The sequence below is a fragment of the Pigmentiphaga sp. NML080357 genome (genome assembly GCF_002188465.1).
In the GTDB taxonomy this organism is placed as follows: domain Bacteria; phylum Pseudomonadota; class Gammaproteobacteria; order Burkholderiales; family Burkholderiaceae_B; genus Pigmentiphaga.
Window position 1 is genome coordinate 135399 of record NZ_NINW01000058.1, and the last position, 24967, is coordinate 160365.

Consider the following 24967-nt stretch of genomic DNA (forward strand, 5'->3'; position numbering starts at 1 on the left):
CGTCAACGCAGGTCGGCGCCGACCAGGTCGTAGCGATCGGTGCAGAGGGCGTCCACGCCCCACGAGAAAAGCTCGCGCCCGCGCGCGGGATCGTTGACGGTGTAGCACATCAGGCCGTAGCCGGCCGCCTTGATGCGATGAGCCACGCCCGCGTCCAGCCGATCGTGCCGGCAATGCAGCGACACGCACTCGAGCGCCGCGAGACGTGCCTCCCAGTCGGGCGGCACGCTCTCCACCAGCAGGCCGCGCGGAATGCCCGGCGCGACCTCGCGCGCCACGGCCAGGGCCTTGGCGGAAAAAGACGAGAACAGCGGCAGCCGTCCGGGATCGGCCGTATCCGCGAACAGGTCCTGCACCATCTGCCCCACCGCCTGTCCGGTGTCCACGTCGTGGCCCGGCATGGGCTTGATCTCGATGTTCATCCAGATCTCGTGCCGGCGCAGCCACTGCACCACGTCTTCCAGACGCGGCACGGGCTCGCCCTGGAAACGCGGATCGAACCACGCGCCGGCATCCATGCGCGCCAGTTCCTCGGAGTCGAACGCGCCGACGTCGCCCACGCCCGGTACGGTGCGCCCGAGCTGGGTGTCGTGCATGAGAATGGGGACGTCGTCGGCAGCGAGCATGACGTCGAACTCGACGCCGCGGATGCCTCGGGCATGGGCCTCGCGCATGCCCGCCAGGGTGTTCTCGGGAGCCAGCGCGCCGCCCCCGCGATGCGCCAGTATCCGTGGATACGGCCAGCGCGTTGCGGGAACGGCGTTGGCCCCGGTTTTCATCGTTTGGCGCTCATCACCGCCGACGAGCGGGCCACGGCGTCGTCCAGCCCCTGCTTGGGCGGCTTGACGCCGTTCCAGACGGCGTTCAGCTCGCTGTCGATGATCTCGCTGACACGGTCGTAGTTGTTCAGCCGGAAGCCGCGGGTGAACTTGGCCGGCGGGTTGGCCATGGCACGCACCACCGCCTCGGCGCCCGGAATGTTCTTGTAGAACGACACGTCCGAGGCGCGGTAGGCGGCTTCGGTCAACGGCAGGAAGCCGGTCTTCTGGTGCCATTCGCTCGCCACGACCGGCGAGGCCAGGTAGGCGATGAAGGTGGCCAAGGCCTTTTGCTCGGCCGTGGAATGGCCGCCCAGCGCCCAGAATGCGGATCCGCCGACGAAGGGGGTGCTCGGGTGCGTGGCTTCCTCTTCGTAGTAGGGCAGCGGCGCCACGCCGTACGAGAAGTTGGCCTTGCTCTGCACCAGCGACAGTGCGCTGCTGCCGCTGGTGAGCACCGCGCACTCGCCGGAGGCGAAAGAGGCGTCCGCCTGGTCGCGGTCGGACCGCACCGGGAACAGGTGGCTGCGCACCCAGCTCATCATGAGCGCCAGGTGGCGTACGTGCAGCAGGTCGTTGGCGAGCAGCTGCGCGCCGTTGGAACCGTCCAGGCCGTTATTGCGCGTGGCGTAGGCCGTATTGTGCATGGCCGAGAGGTTTTCCACGTGCACCCAGGTCTGCCAGCTCGTCGCATAGGGGCAGCTGACGCCGTTCTGCAGCAGCGCGATCAGGTGCGCCTGCATTTCGCGCCAGGTACGCGGCGGGGCGTCCGGGTTCAGGCCGGCGCGCCGGTACAGGTCACGGTTGTAGAGGTAGATGGGGATGTCGGCCATCCAGGGAAGCGCGAGCAGCCGGCCCTTGGCGTCGCGCATGGTGCTGGTGGTCTGCGGCAGGAACCAGCGCAGGTCCTTGATGGGATACTTGGCCAGCAGTTCGTACATGGGCAGGATGGCGCCCTGCCTGGCGATGAATTCCGGCGACCGGTTGTCGGGCAGTTCGACCAGGTGCGGCGCGCGCTTGGCGCGGACGGCCGCGATGCCGTCCTCGATCAGCGCCTCGGCCGACGGCTTTCCGGTCACCTTCACCGTGAAGCCGTGCTGCTGCTCGTTGAAGCGCTGTACCAGCGTATCGAACTCCGCGGCCTGCTGGGGATTCAGGGTATGCCACACCTGCAATTCGATGGGGCCCGAATGGGCCGCCGCGGCGCCGGCGGCTGCCGCGCCCGCCGCCCCGGCAGCGGCCTTCTTGGCCGTGGATGCCGGTTTCTTGGCAGCGGCCTTGGCGGCCGGCTTGGCGTTGCTCTTCTTGGCGTTCTGCGCCGTCGCGGCACCCAGGCCGCTCACGGCCAGGACGCCGGCGGCCAGAACCGACACACCCCATTTCAACCAGCGCTCAGTCGGCTGCATCGATCCGTTCTCCGAAAACATAGTCAAACTCAAGCGACATACTCACAAAAAGGGAAAGTCGACCTGCGGCCGGCGGCCGCAGACAAGATCGGCGAGAGCCTTCCCGGAACCGCAGCCCATGGTCCACCCCAACGTGCCGTGGCCGGTGTTCAGGTAGAGGTTGGGCAGGCGCGTGCGCCCGATCAGGGGCACGTTCGACGGCGTGGCGGGACGCAGCCCGGACCAGTATGCGACATTGTCCAGGTCCAGCGCCCCGGGAAACAGCTCCCGGGTCAGCGCCGTCAGCGCCTCGCAACGCGCAGTGTTCAGAGCGCGGGAATAGCCGCTCAGTTCCGCGGTGCCCGCCACCCTCAGCTTGTCTCCCAGACGCGAAAATACCACTTTATGGGCGCTGTCCGTCAGGCTGACCGTGGGGGCCCGGGCGGAATCGGTAACGGGGTATGTCGCGGAATAGCCCTTGGCGGGATAGACCATGCAGGAGACGCCCAGCGGCCGCACCAGTTCCGGGGTGAAACTGCCCAGCGCGGCCACGAACACATCGCCCTGGACCTTGGCGTAGCGGCCGTGCTCGTCGATGGTTTCCACCGCCTTGACCCACCCGCCTTCGGCCAGGAGGCGCGTGATCTGCGTGGAGAACCGGAATTCCACGCCGGCCGCCGCGGCCTTTTCGGCCAGCGCGGTGGTGAACAGATAGACGTCTCCGCTTTCGTCGGCGGCGGTGTAGTCGCCGCCGACGATGCGGTGGCTTTGCGGCGCCAGGGCCGGCTCCAGCGCCACCAGCTCTTCGGTGCTGAGGATCCGGCGGTCCACGCCGTGCTCGCGCATCAGGTCGGCCGCCTTTTGCGAAGCGTCGAACTCGGCGGCGTCGCGGTAGAAATTGATGATGCCTTTTTCGAGGTGGTCGTAGCGGATGTCCAGTTCGGCCCGCATGGCCTGCAGGGTCGCACGGCTGTAGGCCGCCATGTTGACCAAGGCCCGAATGTTGCGCGGCAGCCGGGCAGGCAGGCATTCGCGCAGGAAAGCCAGGCACCACAGCCACTGGTGCCAATCGGCGTGCAGCCGGAACAGGAGCGGCGCATCACCCTTCAGGAGCCAGCGCGCCAGTTTGAGCGGCGCCTGAGGATTGGCCCAGGGCTCGGCATAGGACACCGATATCTGGCCGCCGTTGGCGAAGCTGGTTTCCTGCGCCGCGCCGGGCTGGCGGTCGATCACCGTCACGTCATGGCCGGACTGGCGCAACCACCATGCGCTCGACGTGCCGATGATTCCGCTACCCAATACAACGACTTTCATTCTTGCTCCTCGGGCCCGGCGGATCCGGTCCGCCATGGCGCCGCCCCGGCAGGCGGCACAAAGCGTAAGTGTATCGTCCCGGGCGCGGCAGGATGCAAGCGTTCCCCATGCAGGAAAGGCGACCGCACGCAGGCGCCTTCGCTCGGGGCGGCCGAGGATAGGGAAAAGGCCCGTTGCAGCGGGCCTGCCGGCGAATCAGGCCGCTTTCAGGGGATGGGCCGGATCGGCGGCCATGGCCTTGTCCGGCGACTGGCCCGCCTGCATCAGGCGGCGGGCCGCCATCTGGTCGACCGGGGAATTGACCGACTCGATGGCGCGCAACTGCACGCCATCGAAATGCAGCACCGAGAACCCGTTGCCCCGCGACGCGGGTCGCAGGACGCTCTCATGGCCGGGGCGCCACAGGCCGGTGATCTGCAGCCGCGCCTCGCCCTGGTCGGACCAGAACCACGGCACGGCGGTGTAGGGCTGCGGCTCGCCGCACAGTCGCGCGGCCAGGGTCTTGGCCTGGTCGTTGGCGTTCTGGACGGACTCGAGCCTGAGCGGCTGCGGCCAGGCCGGATGGGGAAACGACGTGCAGTCGCCGATCGCCGAGATGGCCGGATCCCCGGTCGCCATGGTGGCATCCACCACGATGCCGTTGTCGCAGTCCAGGCCGGCATCGCGCGCCAGTTCGACGTCGGGCGTGGCGCCGATGCCGGCGATGATCAGGTCCGCCGGCACCGGTTCGCCGCCTGCGATCACGCCGATGGCCCGCCCTTGCGCCATATCGAGGCCGTCCACCATCGTGCCCAGCCGGATGTCGATGCCGGCCTGGCGGTGCGTCTCGAGCAGGAAGTCGGAGATGGCGGGCGAGACGGCTCGCGCCAGGAGGCGCGGCATGGCCTCGAACACCACCACTTCCTTGCCGAGCTGGCGCGCCGTGGCCGCGATCTCCAGGCCGATGAAGCCCCCGCCCAGCACCACGACGCGCCGGGCCTGGGGCAAGGCATCACGCAGCGCCTGCGCCTGGGCGTAGGTGCGTAGGTAGTGGACGCCCGGCGTGCCGATGGGCGCCTGCGGCAGTTCGCGCGCCTTGGCGCCTGTGGCCAGCACCAGGTGCTCGTATGCCAGCTCGCTCTCGCCCTCGGGCGACGACAGGCGCAACGCCTTGCGCGCGCGGTCGATGCTCAGCACCCGCGTGCCAAGCCGCAGTTCGATGCCGGCCTGCTCGTAGAATGCCGCGCCCCGCAGTTCGGGCAGCGGCGCCTCGGGATCCTTGATCAAGGTCTTGGACAAGGGAGGACGGTGGTAGGGAATCTGCGCCTCGTCGCTGACGAGGACGACCTGGCCGGAAAAGCGTTTTTCGGCCAGCGAGGCGGCCAGTTGGGCGGCGGCATGGCCGCCGCCCACGATCACGAGTCGGGTCATGGCTGGGAAGTCTTGCGTCTGCGCGGGCCGCGGGGCGGGACCCGCCCCAGGGCGCGCTGGGTTTCCATGAAGGCGTCGGACGTGGCGTCCACCATGGGAAGGTTCTCGTGCAGGCGGCGCAGGAGATCAATCAGCACTTCGACCTCCTCGGGCGCCAGCACCGAAAGGAAGGCCTGTTCGCGATTGAGCGCGAATTTCATGATGCTGTCGTGCATCTCCCGGCCCGCCGGCGTAAAGGTGGCATAGCGCAGCCGCCCGTCGTAGTCGTCGGAGCTGAACGAGATCAGCCCCTGCGCATGCATGCTCTTGAATGTGCGGCTGACCGAGGCCTTGTCCATCCCGATGAGCTGGCACACGCGCTGTGCGGTGACCTTGCCCTCGATCGCCAGCATGACCATGATGCGCCAGGTTTCGATGCCCACGCCATAGGTCTCGAGATAGTGCTTGGAAGCACCGCGCGCCAGCTTGTTGGCAATGAAGGTGAAATACGCAGGGGTATAGCGATCGAGATCGACAGCGGGGCCCTGCGCGGCGGCGCGCGCCGGACGTTCGCGGTGTTTGACGGTCATGCCTCGGACGACGGGTGGCGGTGCGTGGATCGGCTATTGGCTCTCCGGCAGCGTGAACGACAGCCCGGCCAACTCTTCGCTCATTTTAACTTGGCAGCTCAGGCGGCTATTGGGACGGCGCTCGCTGGCCGTGCACTCCAGCATTTCATGCTCGGTGGGCAGCATGGGCGGCAGCTTGCCCAGCGCGGCCTCGTCGGCGTAGACGTGGCAGGTCGCGCACATGCACGAGCCGCCGCATTCGGCCACGATGCCGGTCACGCCGGCCGACACGGCCGCCTGCATGATGCTGGTGCCGACCGGCACGTCGAGCGTGACGCGCCGGCCGTCGGGCTGGATCAGGTGTACTTCGGGCATACGGTTATCCTTCACGCTGCATGGAATTTCAACGGCAGGCTGGCGAGCGCCCGCAAGGTATTGTTCAGGCGACGCACCGGCGGCCCCAGCGGTTCGATGCGCTTGACTCGCCGGGCCAGCGTGGAGAGGATGAGTTCACCCTCCAGCCGGGCCACGACCTGGCCCACGCAACCGTGGATGCCCGAGCCGAAGGCCATGTGGCCGGTCGCCCGGCGCTCGATGTCGAATACGTCGGGGTTCTCCCAATGGCGGGGATCGCGGTTGGCCGAGGCAAGGAAGGTCAATACCTTGGTGTCCGAACGGACCGGTACGCCGGCCAGCTCGCAATCGCGGCTGGCCGTGCGGAAGAACGTCTGCACCGAAGACTCGAAGCGCAGCGACTCCTCGAAGGCCGGGCGCGCCAACGCCGGATTGGCGTGCAGCTTGTCCCATTGATCCGGGTGGTTGGCCAGGCACCACAGCGCATTGCCTATGCCGTTGACGGTGGTATCGACACCGGCGGACAGGAAGGAGCGCACCAGCATGGGCGCCTCGGCCTCGGTCAGCTCGCCGCTCTCGACCGCCTGGTAGATCTGGTCGCCGAAGCCGCCCGGGCGCAGGTTCCGGCGCTGGCAGTTGGTCATGATCCAGTCGGTCAGCGGCTCGACCCGCTTGGCGGCGTTGATCAGCAACTGATTGTTCGGACCGAAGGCGTTGAACACCATGTCGCCGTAGGCCAGCAGGTTCTCCCGCCCCTCCTCCGTCAGTCCCACGGCGTCGGGAAAGACCTTGAGCGGATACGCCTCGCTCAATTCCTTGACGCCGTCGATCGTGCCCTTCTCCAGCAACCGGTCGATCAGCGCTTCGGCCTCGGCCTGGAAGTGCGGCCGGATCTGCTGCACGGTCTTGGGCGACAGGATGCGGCCCAGCACCGTACGGGACCGGGTGTGCTGCGGCGGATCGGCCTCCAGGATCAGGCTGGGCGGACGGAACGGCTTTTCCTTGCGAAAGTTGGCCAGCCCGACGCCCGCCGAGGAAATGAACGTCTGCCAGTCGTTCAGCACGGCATGCACCTCGGCATGGCGCGCGACGGCGAGGATGCCGTACCTGGGAATGTGCACCACCGGACCGGCATCCCGCATCTGCCGGTGATAGTCGTAGGGATCGGTCAGGAACGCGTCGCTGAACGGGTCGAAATCGACCACGGGAACATCGGCGGCTATATCGGTCATGGTTCGCCTCTTACGGTTCGATGGGGCAGGCGCTCATTCGATGGCCATGCCCAGGTAACGATCGAGAATGTCGTCGCGGGTGCGCAGCATCGCGCAGTCGCTCTGGTGGACGACGCTGCCGCGTTCGAGGATCACGCCTCGTTGCGCGAAGGCCAGCACCTCTTGCACCTGTTGCTCGACGATCAGCATCGCCGGCCCGCCCTCGTTCGCCAATTGGCGGAAGGCTTCCAGCAATTCCTGGCAGATCACCGGAGCCAGGCCTTCCAGCGGTTCGTCCAGCAGCAGGAGACGCGGCCGGCCCAGCAGCGCGCGCGCCACCGACAGCATCTGCTGCTCGCCTCCGGACAACTGGTTGCCGCGGTTGCGCCGGCGTTCGCGCAGGCGCGGGAACAGCGCGTAGGCTTGCTCGAGATCGGCGGACGGAAACCGCTTCAGGCCGGCCACCAGGTTTTCCTCCACCGAAAGCGAAGGAAAGATGTCGCGGGTCTGGGGCACGTAGCCCAGTCCCAGCGCGGCCCGCTCGTCGGGACGGCAATGCGTGATGTCGCGCCCATCGAACAGGATGCGGCCGGACTTGACCTGGGCCAGGCCCATGACGGCTTTCATCGTGGTGGACTTGCCCACGCCATTGCGGCCCAGCAGCGCGGTCAGGCTGCCCGCCTGCACCTCCATGGACAGGCCATTGAGCACGGTCACCGGGCCATAGCCCGCCACCACGTCCTGCAGCTGCAGCATGGGCGCGCTCACTGGTGTGCCCTCCTGTCGCTGCGCGACATCCTCCCCAGGGGAGGGAGCGCGCCCTTCGGGCGGCCGGGCGGGCGCGCTAACTGGTGTGCCCTCCTGTCGCTGCGCGACATCCTCCCCAGGGGAGGGAGCGCGCCCTTCGGGCGGCCGGGCGGGCGCGCTCACTGATGTGCCCTCCTGTCGCTGCGCGACATCCTCCCCGGGGGAGGGAGCGCGACCTTCGGGCGGCCGGGCGGGCGCGCTCATGCCTTCGCTCCCAGATAGGCCGTGCGCACCTCGGGATGTCGGCGTATTTCCTCGGGCGTGCCCTCGGCCATGATGCGGCCCTCGGCCAGTACGATGATGCGCTGCGCGTAACTGAAGACCAGGTCCATGTCGTGTTCGATCATCAGGATGGACAGGCTGCCGGGCAATTCCTCCAGCGCGCGCAGCACGGTCCGGCTTTCCCCGCGCGGCACGCCCGCCATGGGCTCGTCCAGCATCAGCACCTCGGGCCGCAGCGCCAGCGCCAGGGCAATCTCCACCAGGCGCTGCTCGCCATAGGCCAGGTTGCTAGGCGCCAGTCCCGCGGCTTTCTCCAGCCCCAGGCGCTCCAGGACGGCCCAGGCCTCGTCGCGCACTTCCCGGCATGCGCTGAACGGCCGCCACCACCGGTGCTCCATGCCGAGACGGGCGTGTATCGCCATCTCGATCTGGTTCAGCACCGGCATGCGGGGCGGCAGCGTGGTGATCTGGAAAGTCCGCGCCAGGCCGCAGCGCACCCTGCGCGCCTGCGGCAGATGGGTCAGGCGCCGCTCGTCCAGGTAGACGTCGCCGCCGGTGGGCTTGAGCGTGCCGGAGATCAGGTTCACCAGCGTGGTCTTGCCCGCGCCGTTGGGCCCGATCAGCGCCAGCCGCTCGCCCCGTCCGAGTTCGAACGAGACGGACCGCGTCACGTGCAGGCCGCCGAAAGACTTGTCCAGCTTGCGTATGCTGAGCGTCATGCGGCCTCCCGCTTGCCCGCGCGCGGCGGGGCGGCCCAGGGCCGGGGCACCGCGCGGAACCAGGCCGCCAGTCTTGCCTGGGGGACCAGCACGATCAGCATCAGCAGGCCACCGATGACGAACAGCCAATGGTAGGGATTGATCGAGGACGCGGTATGGTGCAGCGCCATGAAGATCGCCGCGCCGACGAGCGCCCCGTACAGGCGCCCGGCGCCGCCCAGTATCAGCATTACGAGCGCCTCGGCCGACAGCGAGAAGCCGAAGCTGTCCAGCCCCACGATGCCGCTGATCTGCGCCGACACGGCCCCCGCCATGCCCGCGAACAGGCCGGCCGCGACGTACATCTTCCATAGCTGGCGGGCCACCGGCGTGCCCAGCGCCGACATGCGCGCGCGGCACTGGTGCACCCCCTGCACCGACAGGCCGAAGGGAGAATCGACGATGCGCTTGACGACGTAGTAGCTGGCCGCCAGCACCGCGAGCGCATACAGGTAGGCGACCTTGCCTTCCAGGTCGAAGGGGGCGATGCCGAGCACGGGGTCCACGGCGAAGCCGGACAGGCCATCGTCGCCGCCCGTCAAGCCGCGTAGCTTGTTGGCGAGGCTGTGCAATATCTGCGCCACGGCGACTGTCAGCATCAGGAAGGTGAAACCCTGGTAGCGCAGCACCAGCACGCCCGAGACCGCCGCAGTCAGCGCGCCGGCGGCGGCGCCGGCCGCCAGCCCGACGAGCGGATCGGCAGACCAGCGCAGCGCGACGATGCCCGCCGTGTAGGCGCCCATGCCGAAGAAGGCGACGTGGCCCAGCGTGGCCAGCCCGGCGATGCCCACCACCAGGTCCAGCGACAGGACGAACAGCGCCATGACGCCGATGCGCGCCAGGAGGGGCCACTGGTCCGGCAGCAGCAGGCCGCACAGGCCCACGGCCACGATGATGCCGACGTGCCGGGCCGGGGACGAAGGCGCGAGCGCCCGCTCGATGCCCGCGCGATTCATGCCGCCCTCCTGAGCAGGCCCTGGGGACGTACCGACAAGGCCACGATCATGGCGACGAAGAAGAACAGGCTGCCGTACTCGGAAGCGAGGTACTTGCTGGCGGTTTCGATCACGCCCAGCAATACCGCCGCGGCAAGCGTGCCGGTAATGCTGCCCATCCCTCCCACAGCCACGACGACCAGCACCAGCACGAGGTACTTGAGCGCGTAGTAGGGCTCCAGCGGCATCAGCTCCGCGCCCAGCACGCCGCCCAAGGCCGCCAGCCCGCAGCCGGCGGCGAAAGTCAGGCCGCTGACCAGCCGGATGTTGACGCCCAGCGTGGCCGCCGCATCCTTGTTGTCGACTGCGGCACGCAGCCATACGCCGAAGCGCGAACGCGTGACGACGAGCCCGCACAGCAGCGCCACGGCGGCCCCGGCGACGATGACCAGCACGCGCTGCGCCGGCAGGGTGCGCACGCCCAGATCGACCGAACCCGCCAGCCATGCCGGCAGCGGAATCATCTGGACCTGCGGCCCGAATGCGAGATTGGTGGCGGCCACGAAGACGAAGGCCAGGCCGATGGTGAACAGCACCTGGTCCAGCTCCGAGCGGCGATACAACTTTCGCAGGACGATGGCTTCGAGCGCCGCGCCGAGAACGGCGGTGAGCAGGACGGCGGCGCCGACGCTGGCGGCATAGCCCCAGCCTTCGACGCGCACCAGCCAGGCGGCGAGATAGCCGCCCGTCATGGCAAAGGCGCCATGAGCCAGGTTGATGAAGCGCATCAACCCCAGCGTGATGGACAACCCCACGGAGATGATGAACAACACCATCCCATAGGAAATCCCATCGATCAGGATGTTGGCGAGAATGTGCATGGCGGTCGCGGTTGCGGTTGGCGTCGGGCGCCCTGCCCGGCCGCTTGGCCGGGTCGAGCGGCATCGCGTAGAGATGGGACGCCTAGTTCTTGAGTCCGAAATCCGGCTGCGGGCCGAAGCTCTCGATTTCCTTGTTGACCAGGAGACCGCCGCTGCGCTCGACCTTGCGCAGGTAGACGTTCTGCGTGACATGGCGCGCCTGCGGATCGATCTTCACCGGCCCGCGCGGACTTTCCCACGACAGCTTGCGGGCGGCCTCGAGCGCCGCCGCGCCGTCGCGCTTGCCGCCGGTGGCCTCGATCATCTTCTGGATGACGTACATGCCGTCCCAGGCTCCCACCGACGCATAGTTGGCGATGGCATCCTTGCTCTGCTTCTGCAGCGCCGCCACGAACTTGCGGTTGGCGTCGGAATCGTGCGCCGCCGAATAATGGAAGACCGTGGTCAGGCCCATCGCGGCATCGCCGAATTTCTGCAGATCGAACTCATCGGTCTCGGCCGACCCGAGGAATTCGACGCCCGCCGCGCGCAGGCCGTTCTCGTTGTAGGCCTTGACGAAGCCGAGGTTGGGCGGCCCGCCCGGCAGGAACACATACACGCCCTCGGCCCCGCTGGCCTTGATCCGCTGCACGAACGGCGCGAAATCGGTGGTGCTGATGGGCATGCGGATGGATTCAACCACCGTGCCGCCGAGCTTGGCGAACTCCGTCTTGAATGCGGTCTCGGCATCGACGCCGGGCGCGTAGTCGGTCACGGCCGTGACGATCTTGCGCTTGCCCTGCTTGTAGGCCCAGCGCGCGGCCGGCACGGTGACCTGCCACAGCGTGTACGAAGTCCGCACGAAATACGGCGATTTTTCGGTGATGTCGGAAGTGGCCGCGTTGAAGATGACCGTCGGGGTCTTCGATTGGGTAATGAGCGGCGCCACCGACATGGCGTTGGGCGTGAAGACGAAGCCGCCGAGATAGTCGACTTTGTCCTTGACGATGAGCTCCTGCGCGAGGGCGCGGGTGCCGCTGGGATTCGGCCCGCCGTTGTCGCGATAGAGCACCTGCACCTCGTGCCCTGCGAGCTTGCCGCCCTGGGTGGCGAGATAGGCTTCGACGCTGTCCTTGTAGAGCTTGCCGTAGTGGGCGAAAGGCCCGGAGAACGGGCCGATGATCCCGACCTTGATCGTGGCCGCCTGCACCTGCGCGGCACAGAGCACGGCCGCGGCCACCATGGCCCGGCGGATGAGTGTCTTCATGTCTCCTGCTCCTCGTCTCGTGGCGATTTCTTGTTGCAGTGAGGCGATTCTGGAGGAAGAAAGTTGGTTAATCAACTAGTTGATTTCCCTAACGTCCGGGTGAGGGCATCGCGGGTTCGCCTGCCCGGGACTCCCCGGGAGGCGGGCCGTTTTGCGCCGAGCCACTCGGCGATATATGCTTGTGGCCGGCTTCCCGGCCGCGCTCCGCCTAGGCGAGCCCTCTTCGCTTCAGGCATTCCCTCTGAGTCGGGCTACACCGACGCAGGCACCGTCAGACCTCCGCGCAACAAAGACGCCCATGGCCCTGCCTCGCAATCTCTCTTCGTTCCATGTCTATTTGATGGCCGGCGTGATGGCCGCCCTTGTCTTCATTGCCGATATATTCACGCCCATCGGCTTCGTGGAATGGATTTTCTACATAGCGCCAGTGACATGCTGCCTGCTGTCGCGCAACCGCCTGGCCCCGTTTTTCGTGGCGATCGCGTCGACGGTGCTGCTTGCCGCCGGCTACATGCTGTCCCCCACGAGCGCCGAACTCGCGCTGATGGCCACGCTGAACCGCACCATAGGCGCGATCACCCTGTTTGCGCTGGCGGCCGTCGTGTCTCTCTACATCCAGTCGGGCGCGAATCTGCGGCGCATCGCCTGGATCCAGGAAGGCCGGATGCGGTTGACCGTACAGACGCAAGGGGAAAAAAGCGAAGCGGAATTCTCCGCCGGCGTGCTCCAAACGCTGGCCGGCTACCTCGATGCGAAGGTGGGCGTGCTGTACTCCCTCGATGGAGGCAGGCTGCGCCAGGTGGCGGCCTGGGCGCTGCCGGAAAAAGACCGGGCACCGATGGAAATCCCGTTGGGAGACGGCGCCATCGGCCAGGCCGTTCTCGAACGCCGGCCCCTGGTACTGGAAGGCGCCCCGTCCGACTACTTGAAAATAGGCTCGGCGCTCGGCAGCGCGCCCCCCGCCGGCATCATCGCGTCGCCACTCGTCGCCGACGGCGCGGTGGTCGGGGCGATCGAGCTCGGCTTTCTCGGCACCCACGGCATCACGCCCGATGCCATCGAGATGGTACGGGCGGCAAGCGAGGACATAGGCGAAGGCTTGCGATCAGCCCAATATCGGACGCGCCTCGAGACCCTTCTGGCCGAAACCAAGCGCCAGAGCGAGGAATTGCAGGTCCAGCAGGAAGAACTCCGGGTATCCAACGAAGAGCTGGAAGAGCGCAGCCGGGCGCTCATGGAATCCCAATCCCGGCTGGAAACCCAGCAGGCCGAACTCGAGCAGACCAACCGGCAGCTGGAGGAATACACCGACAGCCTGGAACGGCAGAAGAAGAACCTCATCACCACCCAGCGCGCCCTGGCCGAGAACACCCGCGCCCTGGAGCAGGCGAATCAATACAAGTCCGAATTCCTGGCGAACATGTCCCACGAGCTGCGCACGCCGCTCAACAGTTCACTGATCCTCGCCAAGCTGCTGGCGGAGAACAAGGACGGCAACCTGACCGACGAGCAGGTCCGCTACGCCCAGACGATTCATTCGTCCAATACCGACTTGCTGCTGTTGATCAACGACATTCTCGATCTGTCCAAGATCGAGGCCGGCCATATCGACATCCATGCCGAGCCGGTCACGGTCGCCGCCATCCTCGATACGATGCGGCGGTTTTTCGACCCGGTCGCCAGCCAGAAGCGGCTGCAATTCCGGATCGAGCAGGGACAGGAGGCGCCTGAAGTCCTGGTGACCGACAACCAGCGCCTGCAGCAAGTGCTGAAGAATCTTCTGTCGAACGCCTTCAAGTTCACCGATGCCGGCAGCGTAACCCTGCGGGTGCAGCCCGCGGGCGAAGAGCACGTCCGCTTCGACGTGGTGGACACGGGCATCGGGATCGACCCCTCCCAGCAGGAGGTGATCTTCGAGGCCTTCCGCCAGGCAGACGGGACGACCAGCCGCAAGTACGGCGGGAGCGGACTGGGACTGTCCATCTCGAAAGAATTCGCGCAACTGCTGGGCGGCGACATCACCGTCTCCAGCACGGTCGGCGGCGGCAGCACGTTCTCGCTCACCGTGGCCATCCACGCCTCGCAGGAAGGCGGCGCGCCTGGCCACGCCGCGTCCGCACAGCCTGCCGCCCCCCGTGCGGCGGAGAAAGTCGCCAGCGGATCCGACCCGGCCGCCAGCGCGGCGCCGGCGGCCGCCGTGGCACCTGCGCCCCAGCCGGTCCACCGCGCCGCCATGGTCGACGATCGCGCGAACCTTGCCCGCTCAGGCCGCCTTATCCTGGCCATCGAAGACGACCTGCCTTTTGCGCGAATACTGTACGACCTGGCCCACGAGCTCGACTTCGATTGCGTGGTGGCGACGACGGCCAATGAAGGCATGGAGCTGGCAAGGACCTTGCAACCCTGCGGCATCCTGCTGGACATCGGCCTGCCCGACGACTCCGGCCTGAGCGTGCTGGAACGCCTGAAACGCGATCCGGCCACGCGGCACATCCCGGTCCACGTCGCGTCGGCCTCGGACTATACCGAGACAGCCCTGCAGCTGGGCGCGATCGGCTATACGCTCAAGCCGTCGGCGCGCGACCGGCTCGCCGAAGCGCTCCAATCCCTGGAGGCCCGGCTCAAGCAGCGCCTGCGCCGCATCCTGGTGGTCGAAGACGACGAGACGCTGCGCGGCAACATCCAGCTGCTGCTGCAGTCGCCCGGCCTCGAGCAGATAGGCGTCGGAACGATGGCGGATGCGCTGGAGCAGCTGCGCACCACAAGCTTCGATTGCATGATCATGGACCTTGCCCTGCCGGATGGGTCGGGCTATGAACTGCTCGAGAAAATGGCCGGCGACGGGCCCTATGCATTCCCCCCCGTCATCGTCTACACCGGCCGCTCCCTCACCGCGGAAGAAGAGCAACGGCTTCGCCGCTATTCGAAATCCATCATCATCAAGGGCGCCAAGTCCCCCGAGCGCCTGCTGGACGAGGTCACGCTATTCCTGCACAGCGTCGAATCAGACCTGCCGCCCGAGCAGCAGCGCATGCTGAAGGAAGCGCGCAAGCGTGATTCGGCGTTCGAAGGACGGCGCATCCTGCTGGCCGAGGACGACATCCGGAACATTTTTGCGCTGTCGCAGGTCATCGAACCGCTGGGCGCGCAGCTGGAGATCGCCCGCAACGGCCGGGAAGCGCTGGAAGCACTCGACCGCTCGAACGACATCGATCTCGTGCTGATGGACATCATGATGCCCGAAATGGACGGACTGACGGCGATGCGCGAAATACGCGGCAAGCCGCAATTCGACAAGCTCCCGATCATCGCGCTGACGGCCAAGGCCATGCCCGCCGACCGGCAGCGGTGCCTGGACGCCGGCGCGAGCGACTACATCTCGAAACCGCTCGACGTGGACAAGCTGCTCTCGCTCTGCCGAGTATGGCTGCCGCAATAAGCGTGCAAGGAGCGGTCCGTGGCCTCGAACAAGGATTTCGACCTGGAACTCGGCCTGCTGCTCGAGGCCATCTACCTCAAGTATCAGCACGACTTCCGGGACTACTCGCCGACCTCGCTGCGTCGCCGCATCGCGCAGGCCCTGCCCGTGTTCGAGTGCCGGACGCTTTCGCAGCTCCAGGATCGCGTGTGGCACGAACCCGAGGTATTCCCGAAGCTGATGCAGTACCTGACGGTACAGGTCAGCGAGATGTTTCGCGACCCGGCGTATTTCAAGGCGCTGCGCGAGCATGTGGTGCCGGTGCTGCGGACCTACCCTTCCATCAAGGTCTGGGTGGCCGGCTGCAGCACGGGGGAAGAACTCTGGTCGCTCGCGATCCTGATGCACGAGGAAGGCCTGGGCGACCGCACGCTTTTCTACGCGACGGACATAAATCCCCAGGCCTTGCGGGCCGCGGAAGCCGCCATCTACTCCACGGACCGCATCGGCGAATTCAGCCGCAACTACCTCGCGGCGGGGGGCAAGGGCTCGCTGTCGGACTATTATCATGCCGCCTACGGCGCGGCGTCGTTCGCGCGCTTTTCCAAGTCGCAGGTGGTATTCGCCAACCACAGCCTCGCCACCGACAGCGTATTTTCGGAAGTGCACTTGGTATCCTGCCGCAACGTGCTGATCTACTTCAACCGTTCATTGCAGGACCGCGCCCTGGGCCTCTTCCGCGACGCGCTCGTCAGGCGCGGATTCCTGGGACTGGGCAGCAAGGAGAACATTCGTTTCACCGCCGCCAGCGAGTCATTCGAGGATTTCGCTCCGGCCGAGAAGATCTACCGGAAGCAATAGCATGGACAAGACACCTGCCCCCCGACGGCTCGAGGCCATTGCCATTGGCGCCTCGGCAGGCGGCATCGAGGCGCTCGGCGAATTGCTGCCCGCCTTGCCGGCGGGCCTGCCTGCCGCCATCGCCGTGGTGCTGCACATTGCGCCGTCACAACGCAGCATGCTTGCCGACATCTTTGCCGACCGCTGCGCGCTGCCGGTTCTCGAGGCCAGCGACAAGCAACCCATCGAGCCAGGGCATGTCTACTTCGCGCCTCCCGATTATCATCTCCTGGTCGAAAGCGACCGGACCTGGTCGCTTACGCAGGACGAGGCCGTGAATTTCTCCCGCCCGTCCATCGACGTGCTGTTCGATACCGCGGCCGATGTCTACGGCGAAGCGCTGCTCGGCATCGTCCTGAGCGGCTACAACAACGACGGGTCGGCCGGTGTGCACGCCATTCGGCGCGCGGGCGGCGTCAATTGGGCCCAGGACCCGGACACGGCTTTTGCGCCGGACATGCCGCGCAGCGCGATCGCCACCGGCGCGGTCGATGCCGTGCTGCCGCTGGCCCGGATGGCCGCGGCTATGGCTGCGCTGGGCCGGGCAAGCGCCGGCGAACCCGCAGACAAGATCCAGAAGGAACAATGAATGTCACGTTCGGTAAAAATCCTCGTGGTCGACGACATCGAAGAAAACATCGTCGCAATGGAAGCGCTGGTGCGGCGGCCCGATGTGGAGCTCCTGCGTGCGAACTCCGGCACCACGGCGCTGGAACTCCTGCTCGAGCATGACGTCGCCCTGGCGCTGCTGGACGTGCACATGCCCGGCATGGATGGCTACGAACTGGCCGAGCTGATGCGCGGCAGTCCTCGTACGCGCCACGTTCCCATCATCTTTCTGACGGCTGCGGATCGAAGCGCCCATCGCACGTTCCGCGGCTATGAAGCAGGCGCGGTGGATTTTCTCTACAAGCCGCTCGAACCGCATATCTTGCGCACCAAGATAGACGTATTCGTGGAACTGCAGCAGCAGCGGCTGCAGTTGGCCGAGCAGCTGGACAAGCTGACCCAATTGCTGCGCACCAACGAAATGTTCGTGGCCGTACTGGGGCACGACCTGCGAAATCCGCTGTCGGCCGTCGTAAACATATCCGACGTTCTGATCCAGACCGCTGCGGACGGCCAGACGCGCGACTGGGCCACCCGCATCAAGAACAGCGGGCACCGGATGGCACGCATGGTCGATCAACTACTGGACCTGGCGCACATGCGCACCGGCGCGATTGCGATCAGCAACCAACCGATCGACCTCGCCGAGTTGTGCGGCCACATCGTCCAGGAACTGGACCCGCTGGGCGACAAGCGATCGATCAAGCTGGAGCACTGGGGAAACACCCGGGGCACCTGGGATCGGGACCGCCTGCAGCAGGTCTTCTCGAATCTGGTCGGCAATGCGCTGCAGCACGGCATGCAGCATGCCCCGGTTTCCGTCAGCGTGGACGGGACGAAGGACGAGACCGTGACGGTCAAGGTATGCAATGCGGGCACTCTCGATCCCGAGGTCCGGACGCACCTGTTTCAACCCTTCGCCGCCGCGAAAATCCGTCCGCGCGCTTCCGGGGGCCTGGGACTGGGGCTCTACATAGCCAAGGAACTGGTCGCCGTCCACCAGGGACAGCTGACGGTGAATTGCGAAACCGAGGGCCTGACGATATTCGAAGTCGTCCTGCCTCGCCGTTGCGACGCCACCCGGGCCGGTATCGCGTCGCCGCTGCCCGCGCCGGCGGCGAACCCGCATCGCTGAAAAAGGGCCGCACCGGCCCGTCAAGCCACTTGCCACCACCCCGGCAGCAGCTTTCTCACCTCCTGCCGCCGGTACCGGTCGTCGATCAGCATCACCATTCCTTCGTCCTGCTCGGTCCGTATCACCCTTCCGGCCGCCTGCACCACTTTCCGCAGGCCCGGATACAGATAGGTGTACTCGTACCCGCGGCCGAAGCGCGCCTCCATGACTTCCCGCATCCGTTCGTTCACCTCGTTGACCTGCGGCAGGCCCAGGGTGGCGATGAACACGCCTATCAGCCGCGAACCGGGCAGATCCACGCCTTCGGAAAACGCCCCGCCGAGCACCGCGAAGCCTACTCCGCGCCCGCCTTCTGCAAAGCGGGCGAGGAAGTCCGCGCGCCCGGCTTCGTCCATGTCGGGCGTCTGTACCCATAGCGGCCACTCGCCTCCCTGCTCGCGCACGCCTTCCGACAGCCGACGCAGATAATCGAAACTGCTGGCGAACACCAGGTAGTTGCCCGGTCGCGCCGCATACTGCCTGGCGATGAGCGAAGCGATGGCCGGGACCGATCGTTCGCGGTCGTGGAAGCGCGTGGAGACATGTCCGGCGATACGCACGGACAGCTGCTCGGGCCGGAACGGCGCTCGTGCCTCGAGCCAGGCCGTATCCGCCGGCAGGCCCAGCGTGTCGCGATAGAAGTCGGCCGGTCCCAGCGTCCCGGAAAACAGGACTGTGGCGTGGGCAGCCGCGTGGCGCGGCGCAAGGAACGACGCCGGAACCACGTTGCGCAAGCTGAGCGTGGAGAGAGCGGGCCGCGCCAGCGTCACATCGAACAGCGAATGGGAGCCGAATTGTTCGGCCAGGCGGATGAAGTGCAGCGCGTCGAAGTAAAAGCGCTGCAAGGCCGGGTCCATGCCCACGGGCGCCTCGGCCAGGTGGTCGGTGATCGCGGCCGTGGCGTGCTGCAGCGAGGCGAGCCAAGCCGCGGGCACGGCGGGATGGCACTGGTAGGGCGCCGCCTGAAGCCGGTTCCAGGCGGCCCATTGTCGCTGGACCGCGTTCAGCGGCTTGCGCAGCGCCGCGGGCGCAACGGCGTGCGCTGCCTTCAGCGCGGCCTGTTCGAGCGAGACGCTGTACATGCCGCGCCCGCGTTCGACCAGGTTGTGGGCTTCGTCCACCAGCACCGCCACGCGCCAGCCGCTGGTCACGGTCAGGGCATACAAGAGGCCGCTGGTATCGTAATAGTAGTTGTAGTCGCCCACCACCACGTCGCTCCAGCGTGCCAGCTCCTGCGCCAGGAAATAAGGGCACAGGCCGTGAGCCAGCGCGAGGCGGCGGACGGCGGCGCGATCCCAGTTGCCGCCGGCCGCGGCGGCCTCGGCGCGCGCCGCGGCCAGTCGGTCGTAGAAACCGCGAGCCAAGGGACAGTCATCGCCATGGCAGGCGCGGCCGGGATTCTCGCAGGCCTTGTCGCGCGCCACCAGCTCCAAGGTGCGCAGCGGCAGCTTGGCCGCGGCGCCTCGCAGCGCGTCGACAGCTCCCAGGGCCAGCGCGCGCCCGGAACTCTTGGCCGCCAGGAAGAAAACCTTGTCGAGGCCGTCGGCGGCACAGGCCTTCAGAACGGGAAACAGCGTACCCAGCGTCTTGCCGATGCCCGTGGGCGCCTGGGCCATCAGGCAGCGGCCGTCGCGCGCCGCGCGGTAGGCCGCTACGGCAAGTTCGCGCTGGCCCGGGCGGAAGGCGCCGTGCGGAAACTCCAGCGCCGCCAGGGCGGCATCGCGGGCCTGCCGATGCGCCCGCTCGGCAAGCGCCCAGGCCAGGAAGCGTTCACATTGCTCGGTGAAAAAGGCGGCGAGTTCCGCCGCGGTATGCGTCTCGGTCAACACGGTCTCGCGCTGGCTGGCAACGTCGAGGTAGACCAAGGCCACTTCCAGGCCGGGCAGCCCGCGCGCCGCGCACAGCAGGTGGCCGTACATCCGCGCCTGTGCCCAGTGCAGCGCACGGCGATGCCCGGGAAGGGCATCCAGCCGGCCGCGATGGGTCTTGAATTCTTCGAGCCGATTGGCGGCCGGGTCGTACCCGTCGGCACGGCCGCGCACGCGCATCTCGCGATAGGTGCCGGCCAGCGCGATCTCGGTTTCGTAGTCCGCGCCGCGCCGCGTGGCGATCAAGGCATGGCCGGCCTGGCCTTCCTGGGCCGACGGCGCGGGGGTGAAGCGCAGGTCGAGATCGCCCTGGCGGGCGGTGAACTCGCACAGGGCGCGAACGGCGACGGTGTACGCGGGCAACCCGGCATCCCGCGGCACGGCGCCGGACCCGGAAGAGGCGTCGCGCCCTTCCCCTGCCCCGGGGCGCGCGCTCATTGGCCCCGCCCCCGCGCCTCCGCGCACCGATGCCCACCGCGCGACAAATACTGTATATCCATACAGTCATCATAGCAGGCGCACGGAAGGGAGGGCCGCCGCCGGCAGGAACGGCGGCCGGACGATGACAAGGCTATTTGCGCAGCGTCGCGATGATGCCGTCCAGGCGCTCGAGCATCTGGTCGATTTCGTCCTTGCCGACGTTCAAGGCGGGCATGAAACGCAGCAGGTTGCCGCGCGGCGCATTCAGCAGCAGGCCATCGGGTTCCAGCGTGCGGGCCCGCTCGACGATGGCGGGACCGTCCTCGCGGTCCATGACCAGGGCGCGCAAGAGGCCGTTGCCGCGCTCGCCCGGCATGCCCCACTTGCCGGCCAGCCTGGCCAGCCCTTGCGACAGATGCTCGGCACGCTCGCGCACGCCTTCCAGGAACCCGGGGGCGGCCAGCGTATCGAACACCGCCACGCCGATGGCCGTCATGAGCGGATTGCCGTTGTACGTGCCGCCCTGGTCGCCGTGCTTGAACACGCAGACTTCTTCCCGTGCCAGCAAGGCCGCGAGCGGAGCGCCGCCGCCTATGCCCTTGCCCAGGGTCATGATGTCGGGGCGGATGCCGGCCTGTTCGTACGCGAACATCGTGCCGGTGCGGCCCATGCCGGTCTGCACTTCGTCGACCATGAGCAGCAGCTTGCGCGCGTCGGCCAGCTTGCGCAGGTTCTGCAGGAACTCCGCGGTGGCCGGGATGACGCCGCCTTCGCCCTGCACGGGTTCCAGCATGATGCCGACGGTCTGGTCGTCGATCAGCGCTTCCACCGAGGCGAGGTCGTTGAGTTCCGCCTTGGGGAAGCCGTCGACCTGGGGCGCGAAGATCGTGCTCCAGCCCGGCTTGCCGGAGGCCGACATGGTCGCCAGCGTGCGGCCATGGAAGCTGTGGTTGAAGGTGATGATCTTGAAAGCGCCCTGCTTGTGCACCTGGCCCCATTTGCGCGCGAGCTTGATCGCGCCCTCGTTGGCCTCGGCGCCGCTGTTGGCGAAGAACACGCGGTCGAAGCAGGAGGCTTCGGTCAGGCGCGTGGCCAGCTCGATCGACGGCAGGTTGTAGAACGCTGGCGACGGGTTCAGGAGCAGGCGCGATTGCGCCTCCACCGCCTTGACGATTTCCGGCGGGCAATGCCCCAGGCAATTGACCGCCCACCCCTGGACGAAGTCGAGATAGCGCTTGCCGGCATGGTCCTCCAGCCACGACCCCTGCCCTCGGATGAACACGAGGTCCGGACGCTGCGTGATCTCCATGAGGGCGTTGACGTTGAACTGGCCGAATTCCATGACTCAAACTCCTTGCGTGCCCGGGGGGCGAAAATGGACGACCCGCCGAAGCGGCGGGTCGATAAACATTACACCGTGTTGCGCGCGATGTCTGCCTCGGACGTGAAAGAGTCCGCATAAAACTCGTCTTCAGGCAGTCCGCACTGTTGTACAAAATCCCTATGGGCCGATTCGACCACGATGGGCGCGCCGCAGGCATACACCTGGTAGCCGGAAAGATCGGGCAGATCCTCCATGACCGCCCGGTGCACGAAACCCGTCCGGCCGGTCCACGCGTCCTCGGGCAGTGCGTCGGAAACCACCGGCACGTACCGGAAGTCGGGATGCGAGCGCGCCCATTCGCGGGCCACCTCGTCCATGTACAGGTCGCGCGGGCGGCGCCCGCCCCAATACAGGCGGACCGGACGGCGGATGTCCTTGTGGATCATGTGCTCCACCATGGCCCGTATCGGCGCGAAGCCGGTGCCGCTGGCCACCATGACGATGGGCTTGTGGCTGTCCTCGCGCAGGAAGAACGAACCGAACGGCCCTTCGAAGCGCAGGATGTCGCGCTCCTTGAGCTGCGTCGCGCCGGCGCCGAACACGTGGTCGGTGAAAGCCCCGCCGGGCAGGTGGCGGATATGCAGCACCAGGGCGCCCTCTTCGTGCGGCGCGTTGGCCATGGAGTACGAGCGGCGGCGCCCGTCCTTCATGATGATCTCGACGTACTGGCCGGCGTTGAAACGCAGTTGCTCCGTGGCCGGCAACTGCAGCCGGACGATCCGCACGTCGGGTGCGGCCTCGGTCAGGCCTTGCACCCGGCACGGCATCTTGCGGATGGGAATGTCGCCGATGCCCTGGACTTCGCGCGCCTCGATGGTGAGGTCGGTAAGCGGCTTGGCGACGCAGAACAGGGTCAGCCCGAGCTCGGCCTCTTCCGGCGTCAGCGTCTGGGCCTGGTGGGGCCCCAGCTCGATCTGGCCGGCAACCAGCTTGCCCTTGCACGACGAGCACGCGCCATTCTTGCAGCTATAAGGCAACATTACGCCTGCCTGCAACGCGGCGTCGAGCACGGTCTGGCCTTCCTGGACCATGAATTGATGACCGCTGGGCAGAACGGTGACCTGATGACTCATCACCCGGATCCTATAAAAACGATGGAAATACGATGAATACCCCGCAGCCTGCGCAAGCCGCGCGCCTGCGCCGCCCGCGCCTACTGATCGTCGGCTGCGGCGACACGGGCATGCACGTCCTGGAACGGCTGGCCGGCCGGAAACGGGTCTTTGCGCTGACGTCCAGCCCCGAGCGGCTGTCCGAACTGCGCGCCGCGGGCGCCATCCCGCTGCTCGGCAACCTGGACTGCCTGCGGCAGCTCGGACGCCTGCGAGGCCTGGCCTCCGATGTCCTCATGCTGGCGCCTCCGCCCGGCCAGGGCGACGACGATCCGCGCTCGAGACGGCTGGCGGCCGTATTACGGCGGCCGGCCCGGAAAGCGCGCGCATTGCCGGCCCCGACGGGCCTCGGCACGCATCGTGTCCGGCATCCCGCCATTGTAGCCAAACGGCGGACCGGCGCCCTGGACCGGGCCGACCGGCCGGTGACGGTGGTCTACGCCAGCACGACGGGCGTCTACGGCAACGCGCAGGGACGCCGGCTGGCGGAGACGGCGCCCCTGCAACCCGCCTCCCCCCGCGGCCGGCGCCGGGTGGCGGCCGAGGCGGTCTGGCGCGCGGCCGGTCCTTCGCGCGCACGCCGGGCCGGCCTGGGGCTGCTGCCCTGGCGCGCCATCGTGCTGCGCATTCCCGGCATCTATGGCCGGGACAGGCTGCCGCTGGAGCGGCTGCGCGCCGGCCTGCCGCGCCTGGTAGCCGAGGACGACGTCTTCACGAACCATATCGAGATCGGCGACCTGGCGCGTGCGCTGGAAACCGCCCTGTATCGCGGCCGCCCCCAGCGGGTGGTCCATGCGGCCGATGGCCAGGACCTGAAGATGGGCGACTATTTCGACGCGGTCGCCGACGCTGCCGGCCTTCCCCGCCCGCCCCGGCTCCCGGCCGCCGAGGTGCGCGCGGCGGTCACTCCGGCCATGTGGTCCTTCATGCAGGAATCCCGCCGCCTGGACAACCGCCGCCTGTTGGCCGAGTTGCGCGTCCGCTTGCGCCACCCCTCGGTCCACCAGGCGCTGCGCGCCTGGTTTGGCGAAAAGTGACGCGGCCCGCCGGCGCGCACTACTCCCAGACGATGCGAACGGCCAGGAACAGAAAAATGAGCCCCGCGAGCCGGTCCAGCCAGGCGCCGATCTGAGGCCGGCGCCGCAGCAACCGCCCCACCAGCCCGGCGAACCAGGCGATGAGGCAGAACACGACCGCCGCCTGGACCATGAAGATAACCCCCAGCCACAGCATCTGCCAATCGGGATGGCCGACCCACGGATTCACGAACTGCGGCAGGAAAACCAGGAAAAACAGGGTGACCTTGGGATTGAGCATGTTCGCCAGCACGCTCTGCCCGAAGATGCGCGCGAGACCGAGCGGCGGCGGCCCGCCCGTAGGCGAGAAACCGCCCCGGTTGCGCAGCACCTGCACCGCCAGCCACAGCAGATAGGCGGCGCCCGCCAGCCGGATCGCGTCGAAGGCCATGGGTGAAGCCTTGAGCAGCGCCGCCACGCCCAGCACCGCCAGGGCGGTATGGAACAGGCAGCCCGCAGCGAAGCCCAGGGCGGCGGCGATGCCGGCCGAGCGGCCCTGGCTGAGCGAACGGGCGAGTACCTGGAGATTGTCCGGTCCCGGCGCGATGGTCACGCCGACGGAAAGGGAAAGGAAAAGCAGCAGATCGGCCTGCATCGGCGCACCGGCAGGCTCAGGACTTCCTGATGACTTCTTTGATGCGGTTGTTCTCGTCCACCAGCACCACGATGGGCTTGTGCTCGGCCGCTTCCTCGTCGGTCATCGGGCCGTAGGTGCAGATGATCATCAGGTCGCCCACGTGCGCCCGGCGGGCCGCCGCGCCGTTGAGCGAGATCTCGCCGCTGCCGCGCTTGCCCTTGATGATGTAGGTCGAGAAACGCTCGCCGTTGTTGATGTTGTAGAGCTCGATGCGCTCGTACTCTTTCATGCCGGCGGCATCGAGAAAATCTTCGTCGATCCCGCACGAGCCTTCGTAGTTCAGGTCGGCCTGAGTCACCGCCACACGGTGAATCTTGGCGCGAAGCATAATGCGTTGCATAACTCGGGTGTCCTAGGGCGTGTTCACACTATCTAAGCCCATCAACGATGAGCGCGAAATTGATGAAGGCAATGAACATCACATCCAGCTTGTCGAATCGCGAGAATATGCGCCGGAAGCCTTTGAGGCGCCGGAACAGT

At 67.3% G+C, this 24967-nt stretch carries 22 protein-coding genes and 1 pseudogene; 5 read left to right on the forward strand and 18 right to left on the reverse strand.

The annotated features are described in order from the left end of the window. Nucleotides 1-2: 2 nt before the first annotated feature. The 12 genes from ugpQ to CDO44_RS26880 all read right to left on the reverse strand — a co-directional run bounded on the left by ugpQ (nt 3) and on the right by CDO44_RS26880 (nt 11889). The gene (gene ugpQ / locus CDO44_RS26825; protein ID WP_087783329.1) at nt 3-779 is read right to left on the reverse strand and encodes a glycerophosphodiester phosphodiesterase; all 777 of its coding nucleotides are present in this window, start codon (nt 777-779) and stop codon (nt 3-5) included. After that, nucleotides 776-2224, reverse strand: a complete 1449-nt coding sequence (locus tag CDO44_RS26830; RefSeq protein WP_144389603.1) for an extracellular solute-binding protein — start codon at nt 2222-2224, stop codon at nt 776-778. The genes ugpQ and CDO44_RS26830 overlap by 4 nt, the downstream gene beginning before the upstream one ends. Nucleotides 2225-2266: 42 nt before the next feature. Beyond that, entirely contained in the window at nt 2267-3517 is a 1251-nt protein-coding gene (locus tag CDO44_RS26835; protein ID WP_087783331.1) for a D-amino acid dehydrogenase, read from the reverse strand. Nucleotides 3518-3712: 195 nt separating this feature from the next. Further along, a complete protein-coding gene (locus tag CDO44_RS26840) occupies nt 3713-4927 on the reverse strand; it encodes an NAD(P)/FAD-dependent oxidoreductase (RefSeq protein WP_087783332.1) in 1215 nt (404 codons plus the stop codon). After that, nucleotides 4924-5496, reverse strand: coding sequence for a MarR family winged helix-turn-helix transcriptional regulator (locus CDO44_RS26845; RefSeq protein ID WP_087783333.1), 573 nt, complete (start codon nt 5494-5496; stop codon nt 4924-4926). The genes CDO44_RS26840 and CDO44_RS26845 overlap by 4 nt, the downstream gene beginning before the upstream one ends. Before the next feature lie 33 nt (nt 5497-5529). Continuing rightward, nucleotides 5530-5850, reverse strand: coding sequence for a 2Fe-2S iron-sulfur cluster-binding protein (locus tag CDO44_RS26850; RefSeq protein WP_087783334.1), 321 nt, complete (start codon nt 5848-5850; stop codon nt 5530-5532). 11 nt (nt 5851-5861) lie between these two features. Beyond that, nucleotides 5862-7061: a cytochrome P450 gene (locus CDO44_RS26855; RefSeq protein WP_087783335.1), complete on the reverse strand. Its 1200-nt coding sequence runs from the start codon at nt 7059-7061 to the stop codon at nt 5862-5864. 33 nt (nt 7062-7094) lie between these two features. Beyond that, a complete protein-coding gene (locus CDO44_RS26860) occupies nt 7095-7796 on the reverse strand; it encodes an ABC transporter ATP-binding protein (protein ID WP_087783336.1) in 702 nt (233 codons plus the stop codon). A gap of 251 nt (nt 7797-8047) precedes the next feature. After that, a complete protein-coding gene (locus tag CDO44_RS26865) occupies nt 8048-8788 on the reverse strand; it encodes an ABC transporter ATP-binding protein (RefSeq protein WP_087783337.1) in 741 nt (246 codons plus the stop codon). Beyond that, on the reverse strand, nt 8785-9783 hold the full coding sequence (locus tag CDO44_RS26870; protein ID WP_087783338.1) for a branched-chain amino acid ABC transporter permease: 999 nt from the start codon (nt 9781-9783) through the stop codon (nt 8785-8787). Before CDO44_RS26870 ends, CDO44_RS26865 begins: the two co-directional genes overlap by 4 nt. Next, on the reverse strand, nt 9780-10643 hold the full coding sequence (locus CDO44_RS26875) for a branched-chain amino acid ABC transporter permease (protein ID WP_087783339.1): 864 nt from the start codon (nt 10641-10643) through the stop codon (nt 9780-9782). The genes CDO44_RS26870 and CDO44_RS26875 overlap by 4 nt, the downstream gene beginning before the upstream one ends. 82 nt (nt 10644-10725) lie before the next feature. Continuing rightward, nucleotides 10726-11889 (reverse strand): ABC transporter substrate-binding protein, encoded by a 1164-nt coding sequence (locus CDO44_RS26880; RefSeq protein WP_087783340.1) that lies wholly within the window; start codon nt 11887-11889, stop codon nt 10726-10728. Nucleotides 11890-12187: 298 nt separating this feature from the next. Here CDO44_RS26880 and CDO44_RS26885 point away from each other — a divergent pair, with 298 nt between their 5' ends. From CDO44_RS26885 to CDO44_RS26900, 4 genes are read left to right on the forward strand one after another with little or no spacing between them, the layout of a single operon-like run. Further along, nucleotides 12188-15328, forward strand: a complete 3141-nt coding sequence (locus CDO44_RS26885; RefSeq protein WP_087783341.1) for a response regulator — start codon at nt 12188-12190, stop codon at nt 15326-15328. Nucleotides 15329-15346: 18 nt separating this feature from the next. Continuing rightward, nucleotides 15347-16168, forward strand: coding sequence for a protein-glutamate O-methyltransferase CheR (locus tag CDO44_RS26890; protein ID WP_087783342.1), 822 nt, complete (start codon nt 15347-15349; stop codon nt 16166-16168). A gap of 1 nt (nt 16169) precedes the next feature. Continuing rightward, a complete protein-coding gene (locus CDO44_RS26895) occupies nt 16170-16796 on the forward strand; it encodes a chemotaxis protein CheB (RefSeq protein ID WP_087783343.1) in 627 nt (208 codons plus the stop codon). Then, entirely contained in the window at nt 16797-17951 is a 1155-nt protein-coding gene (locus tag CDO44_RS26900; RefSeq protein WP_087783344.1) for a hybrid sensor histidine kinase/response regulator, read from the forward strand. It abuts the gene before it with no gap. A 20-nt stretch (nt 17952-17971) separates the two neighbouring features. On the opposite strand, the gene CDO44_RS26905 is transcribed toward CDO44_RS26900, so the two are convergent. From CDO44_RS26905 to CDO44_RS26915, 3 genes are all read right to left on the reverse strand, one after another. Further along, the gene (locus CDO44_RS26905; protein WP_087783345.1) at nt 17972-20296 is read right to left on the reverse strand and encodes an ATP-dependent DNA helicase; all 2325 of its coding nucleotides are present in this window, start codon (nt 20294-20296) and stop codon (nt 17972-17974) included. Nucleotides 20297-20429: 133 nt separating this feature from the next. Continuing rightward, nucleotides 20430-21620: an acetylornithine transaminase gene (locus tag CDO44_RS26910; protein WP_087783346.1), complete on the reverse strand. Its 1191-nt coding sequence runs from the start codon at nt 21618-21620 to the stop codon at nt 20430-20432. A gap of 68 nt (nt 21621-21688) precedes the next feature. Beyond that, nucleotides 21689-22735 (reverse strand): CDP-6-deoxy-delta-3,4-glucoseen reductase, encoded by a 1047-nt coding sequence (locus CDO44_RS26915; protein ID WP_087783347.1) that lies wholly within the window; start codon nt 22733-22735, stop codon nt 21689-21691. A 32-nt stretch (nt 22736-22767) separates the two neighbouring features. Between CDO44_RS26915 and CDO44_RS26920 the strand changes: the two genes are divergently transcribed. Then, nucleotides 22768-23811, forward strand: a complete 1044-nt coding sequence (locus CDO44_RS26920) for an NAD(P)-dependent oxidoreductase (RefSeq protein ID WP_087783348.1) — start codon at nt 22768-22770, stop codon at nt 23809-23811. A 19-nt stretch (nt 23812-23830) separates the two neighbouring features. On the opposite strand, the gene CDO44_RS26925 is transcribed toward CDO44_RS26920, so the two are convergent. The 3 genes and pseudogenes from CDO44_RS26925 to CDO44_RS26935 form a co-directional block, all read right to left on the reverse strand. Beyond that, entirely contained in the window at nt 23831-24445 is a 615-nt protein-coding gene (locus tag CDO44_RS26925) for a LysE family translocator (protein ID WP_087783349.1), read from the reverse strand. Between the two features lie 16 nt (nt 24446-24461). Then, nucleotides 24462-24827, reverse strand: a complete 366-nt coding sequence (panD, locus tag CDO44_RS26930; RefSeq protein WP_087783350.1) for an aspartate 1-decarboxylase — start codon at nt 24825-24827, stop codon at nt 24462-24464. Nucleotides 24828-24855: 28 nt separating this feature from the next. Further along, nucleotides 24856-24967, reverse strand: a pseudogene (locus CDO44_RS26935) (IS5/IS1182 family transposase); the annotation flags it as partial.

What these genes read in the sequence shown, in the direction of transcription:
- CDO44_RS26865 (WP_087783337.1), bottom strand. Translation starts at nt 8,788, where the DNA reads ATGACGCTCAGCATACGCAAGCTGGACAAGTCTTTCGGCGGCCTGCAC.
- CDO44_RS26900 (WP_087783344.1), top strand. Translation starts at nt 16,797, where the DNA reads ATGTCACGTTCGGTAAAAATCCTCGTGGTCGACGACATCGAAGAAAAC.
- CDO44_RS26870 (WP_087783338.1), bottom strand. Translation starts at nt 9,783, where the DNA reads ATGAATCGCGCGGGCATCGAGCGGGCGCTCGCGCCTTCGTCCCCGGCC.
- CDO44_RS26925 (WP_087783349.1), bottom strand. Translation starts at nt 24,445, where the DNA reads ATGCAGGCCGATCTGCTGCTTTTCCTTTCCCTTTCCGTCGGCGTGACC.
- CDO44_RS26845 (WP_087783333.1), bottom strand. Translation starts at nt 5,496, where the DNA reads ATGACCGTCAAACACCGCGAACGTCCGGCGCGCGCCGCCGCGCAGGGC.
- CDO44_RS26835 (WP_087783331.1), bottom strand. Translation starts at nt 3,517, where the DNA reads ATGAAAGTCGTTGTATTGGGTAGCGGAATCATCGGCACGTCGAGCGCA.
- CDO44_RS26915 (WP_087783347.1), bottom strand. Translation starts at nt 22,735, where the DNA reads ATGAGTCATCAGGTCACCGTTCTGCCCAGCGGTCATCAATTCATGGTC.
- CDO44_RS26850 (WP_087783334.1), bottom strand. Translation starts at nt 5,850, where the DNA reads ATGCCCGAAGTACACCTGATCCAGCCCGACGGCCGGCGCGTCACGCTC.
- ugpQ (WP_087783329.1), bottom strand. Translation starts at nt 779, where the DNA reads ATGAAAACCGGGGCCAACGCCGTTCCCGCAACGCGCTGGCCGTATCCA.
- panD (WP_087783350.1), bottom strand. Translation starts at nt 24,827, where the DNA reads ATGCAACGCATTATGCTTCGCGCCAAGATTCACCGTGTGGCGGTGACT.
- CDO44_RS26880 (WP_087783340.1), bottom strand. Translation starts at nt 11,889, where the DNA reads ATGAAGACACTCATCCGCCGGGCCATGGTGGCCGCGGCCGTGCTCTGT.
- CDO44_RS26830 (WP_144389603.1), bottom strand. Translation starts at nt 2,224, where the DNA reads ATGCAGCCGACTGAGCGCTGGTTGAAATGGGGTGTGTCGGTTCTGGCC.
- CDO44_RS26910 (WP_087783346.1), bottom strand. Translation starts at nt 21,620, where the DNA reads ATGGAATTCGGCCAGTTCAACGTCAACGCCCTCATGGAGATCACGCAG.
- CDO44_RS26885 (WP_087783341.1), top strand. Translation starts at nt 12,188, where the DNA reads ATGGCCCTGCCTCGCAATCTCTCTTCGTTCCATGTCTATTTGATGGCC.
- CDO44_RS26895 (WP_087783343.1), top strand. Translation starts at nt 16,170, where the DNA reads ATGGACAAGACACCTGCCCCCCGACGGCTCGAGGCCATTGCCATTGGC.
- CDO44_RS26840 (WP_087783332.1), bottom strand. Translation starts at nt 4,927, where the DNA reads ATGACCCGACTCGTGATCGTGGGCGGCGGCCATGCCGCCGCCCAACTG.
- CDO44_RS26860 (WP_087783336.1), bottom strand. Translation starts at nt 7,796, where the DNA reads ATGCTGCAGCTGCAGGACGTGGTGGCGGGCTATGGCCCGGTGACCGTG.
- CDO44_RS26855 (WP_087783335.1), bottom strand. Translation starts at nt 7,061, where the DNA reads ATGACCGATATAGCCGCCGATGTTCCCGTGGTCGATTTCGACCCGTTC.
- CDO44_RS26905 (WP_087783345.1), bottom strand. Translation starts at nt 20,296, where the DNA reads ATGAGCGCGCGCCCCGGGGCAGGGGAAGGGCGCGACGCCTCTTCCGGG.
- CDO44_RS26875 (WP_087783339.1), bottom strand. Translation starts at nt 10,643, where the DNA reads ATGCACATTCTCGCCAACATCCTGATCGATGGGATTTCCTATGGGATG.
- CDO44_RS26920 (WP_087783348.1), top strand. Translation starts at nt 22,768, where the DNA reads ATGAATACCCCGCAGCCTGCGCAAGCCGCGCGCCTGCGCCGCCCGCGC.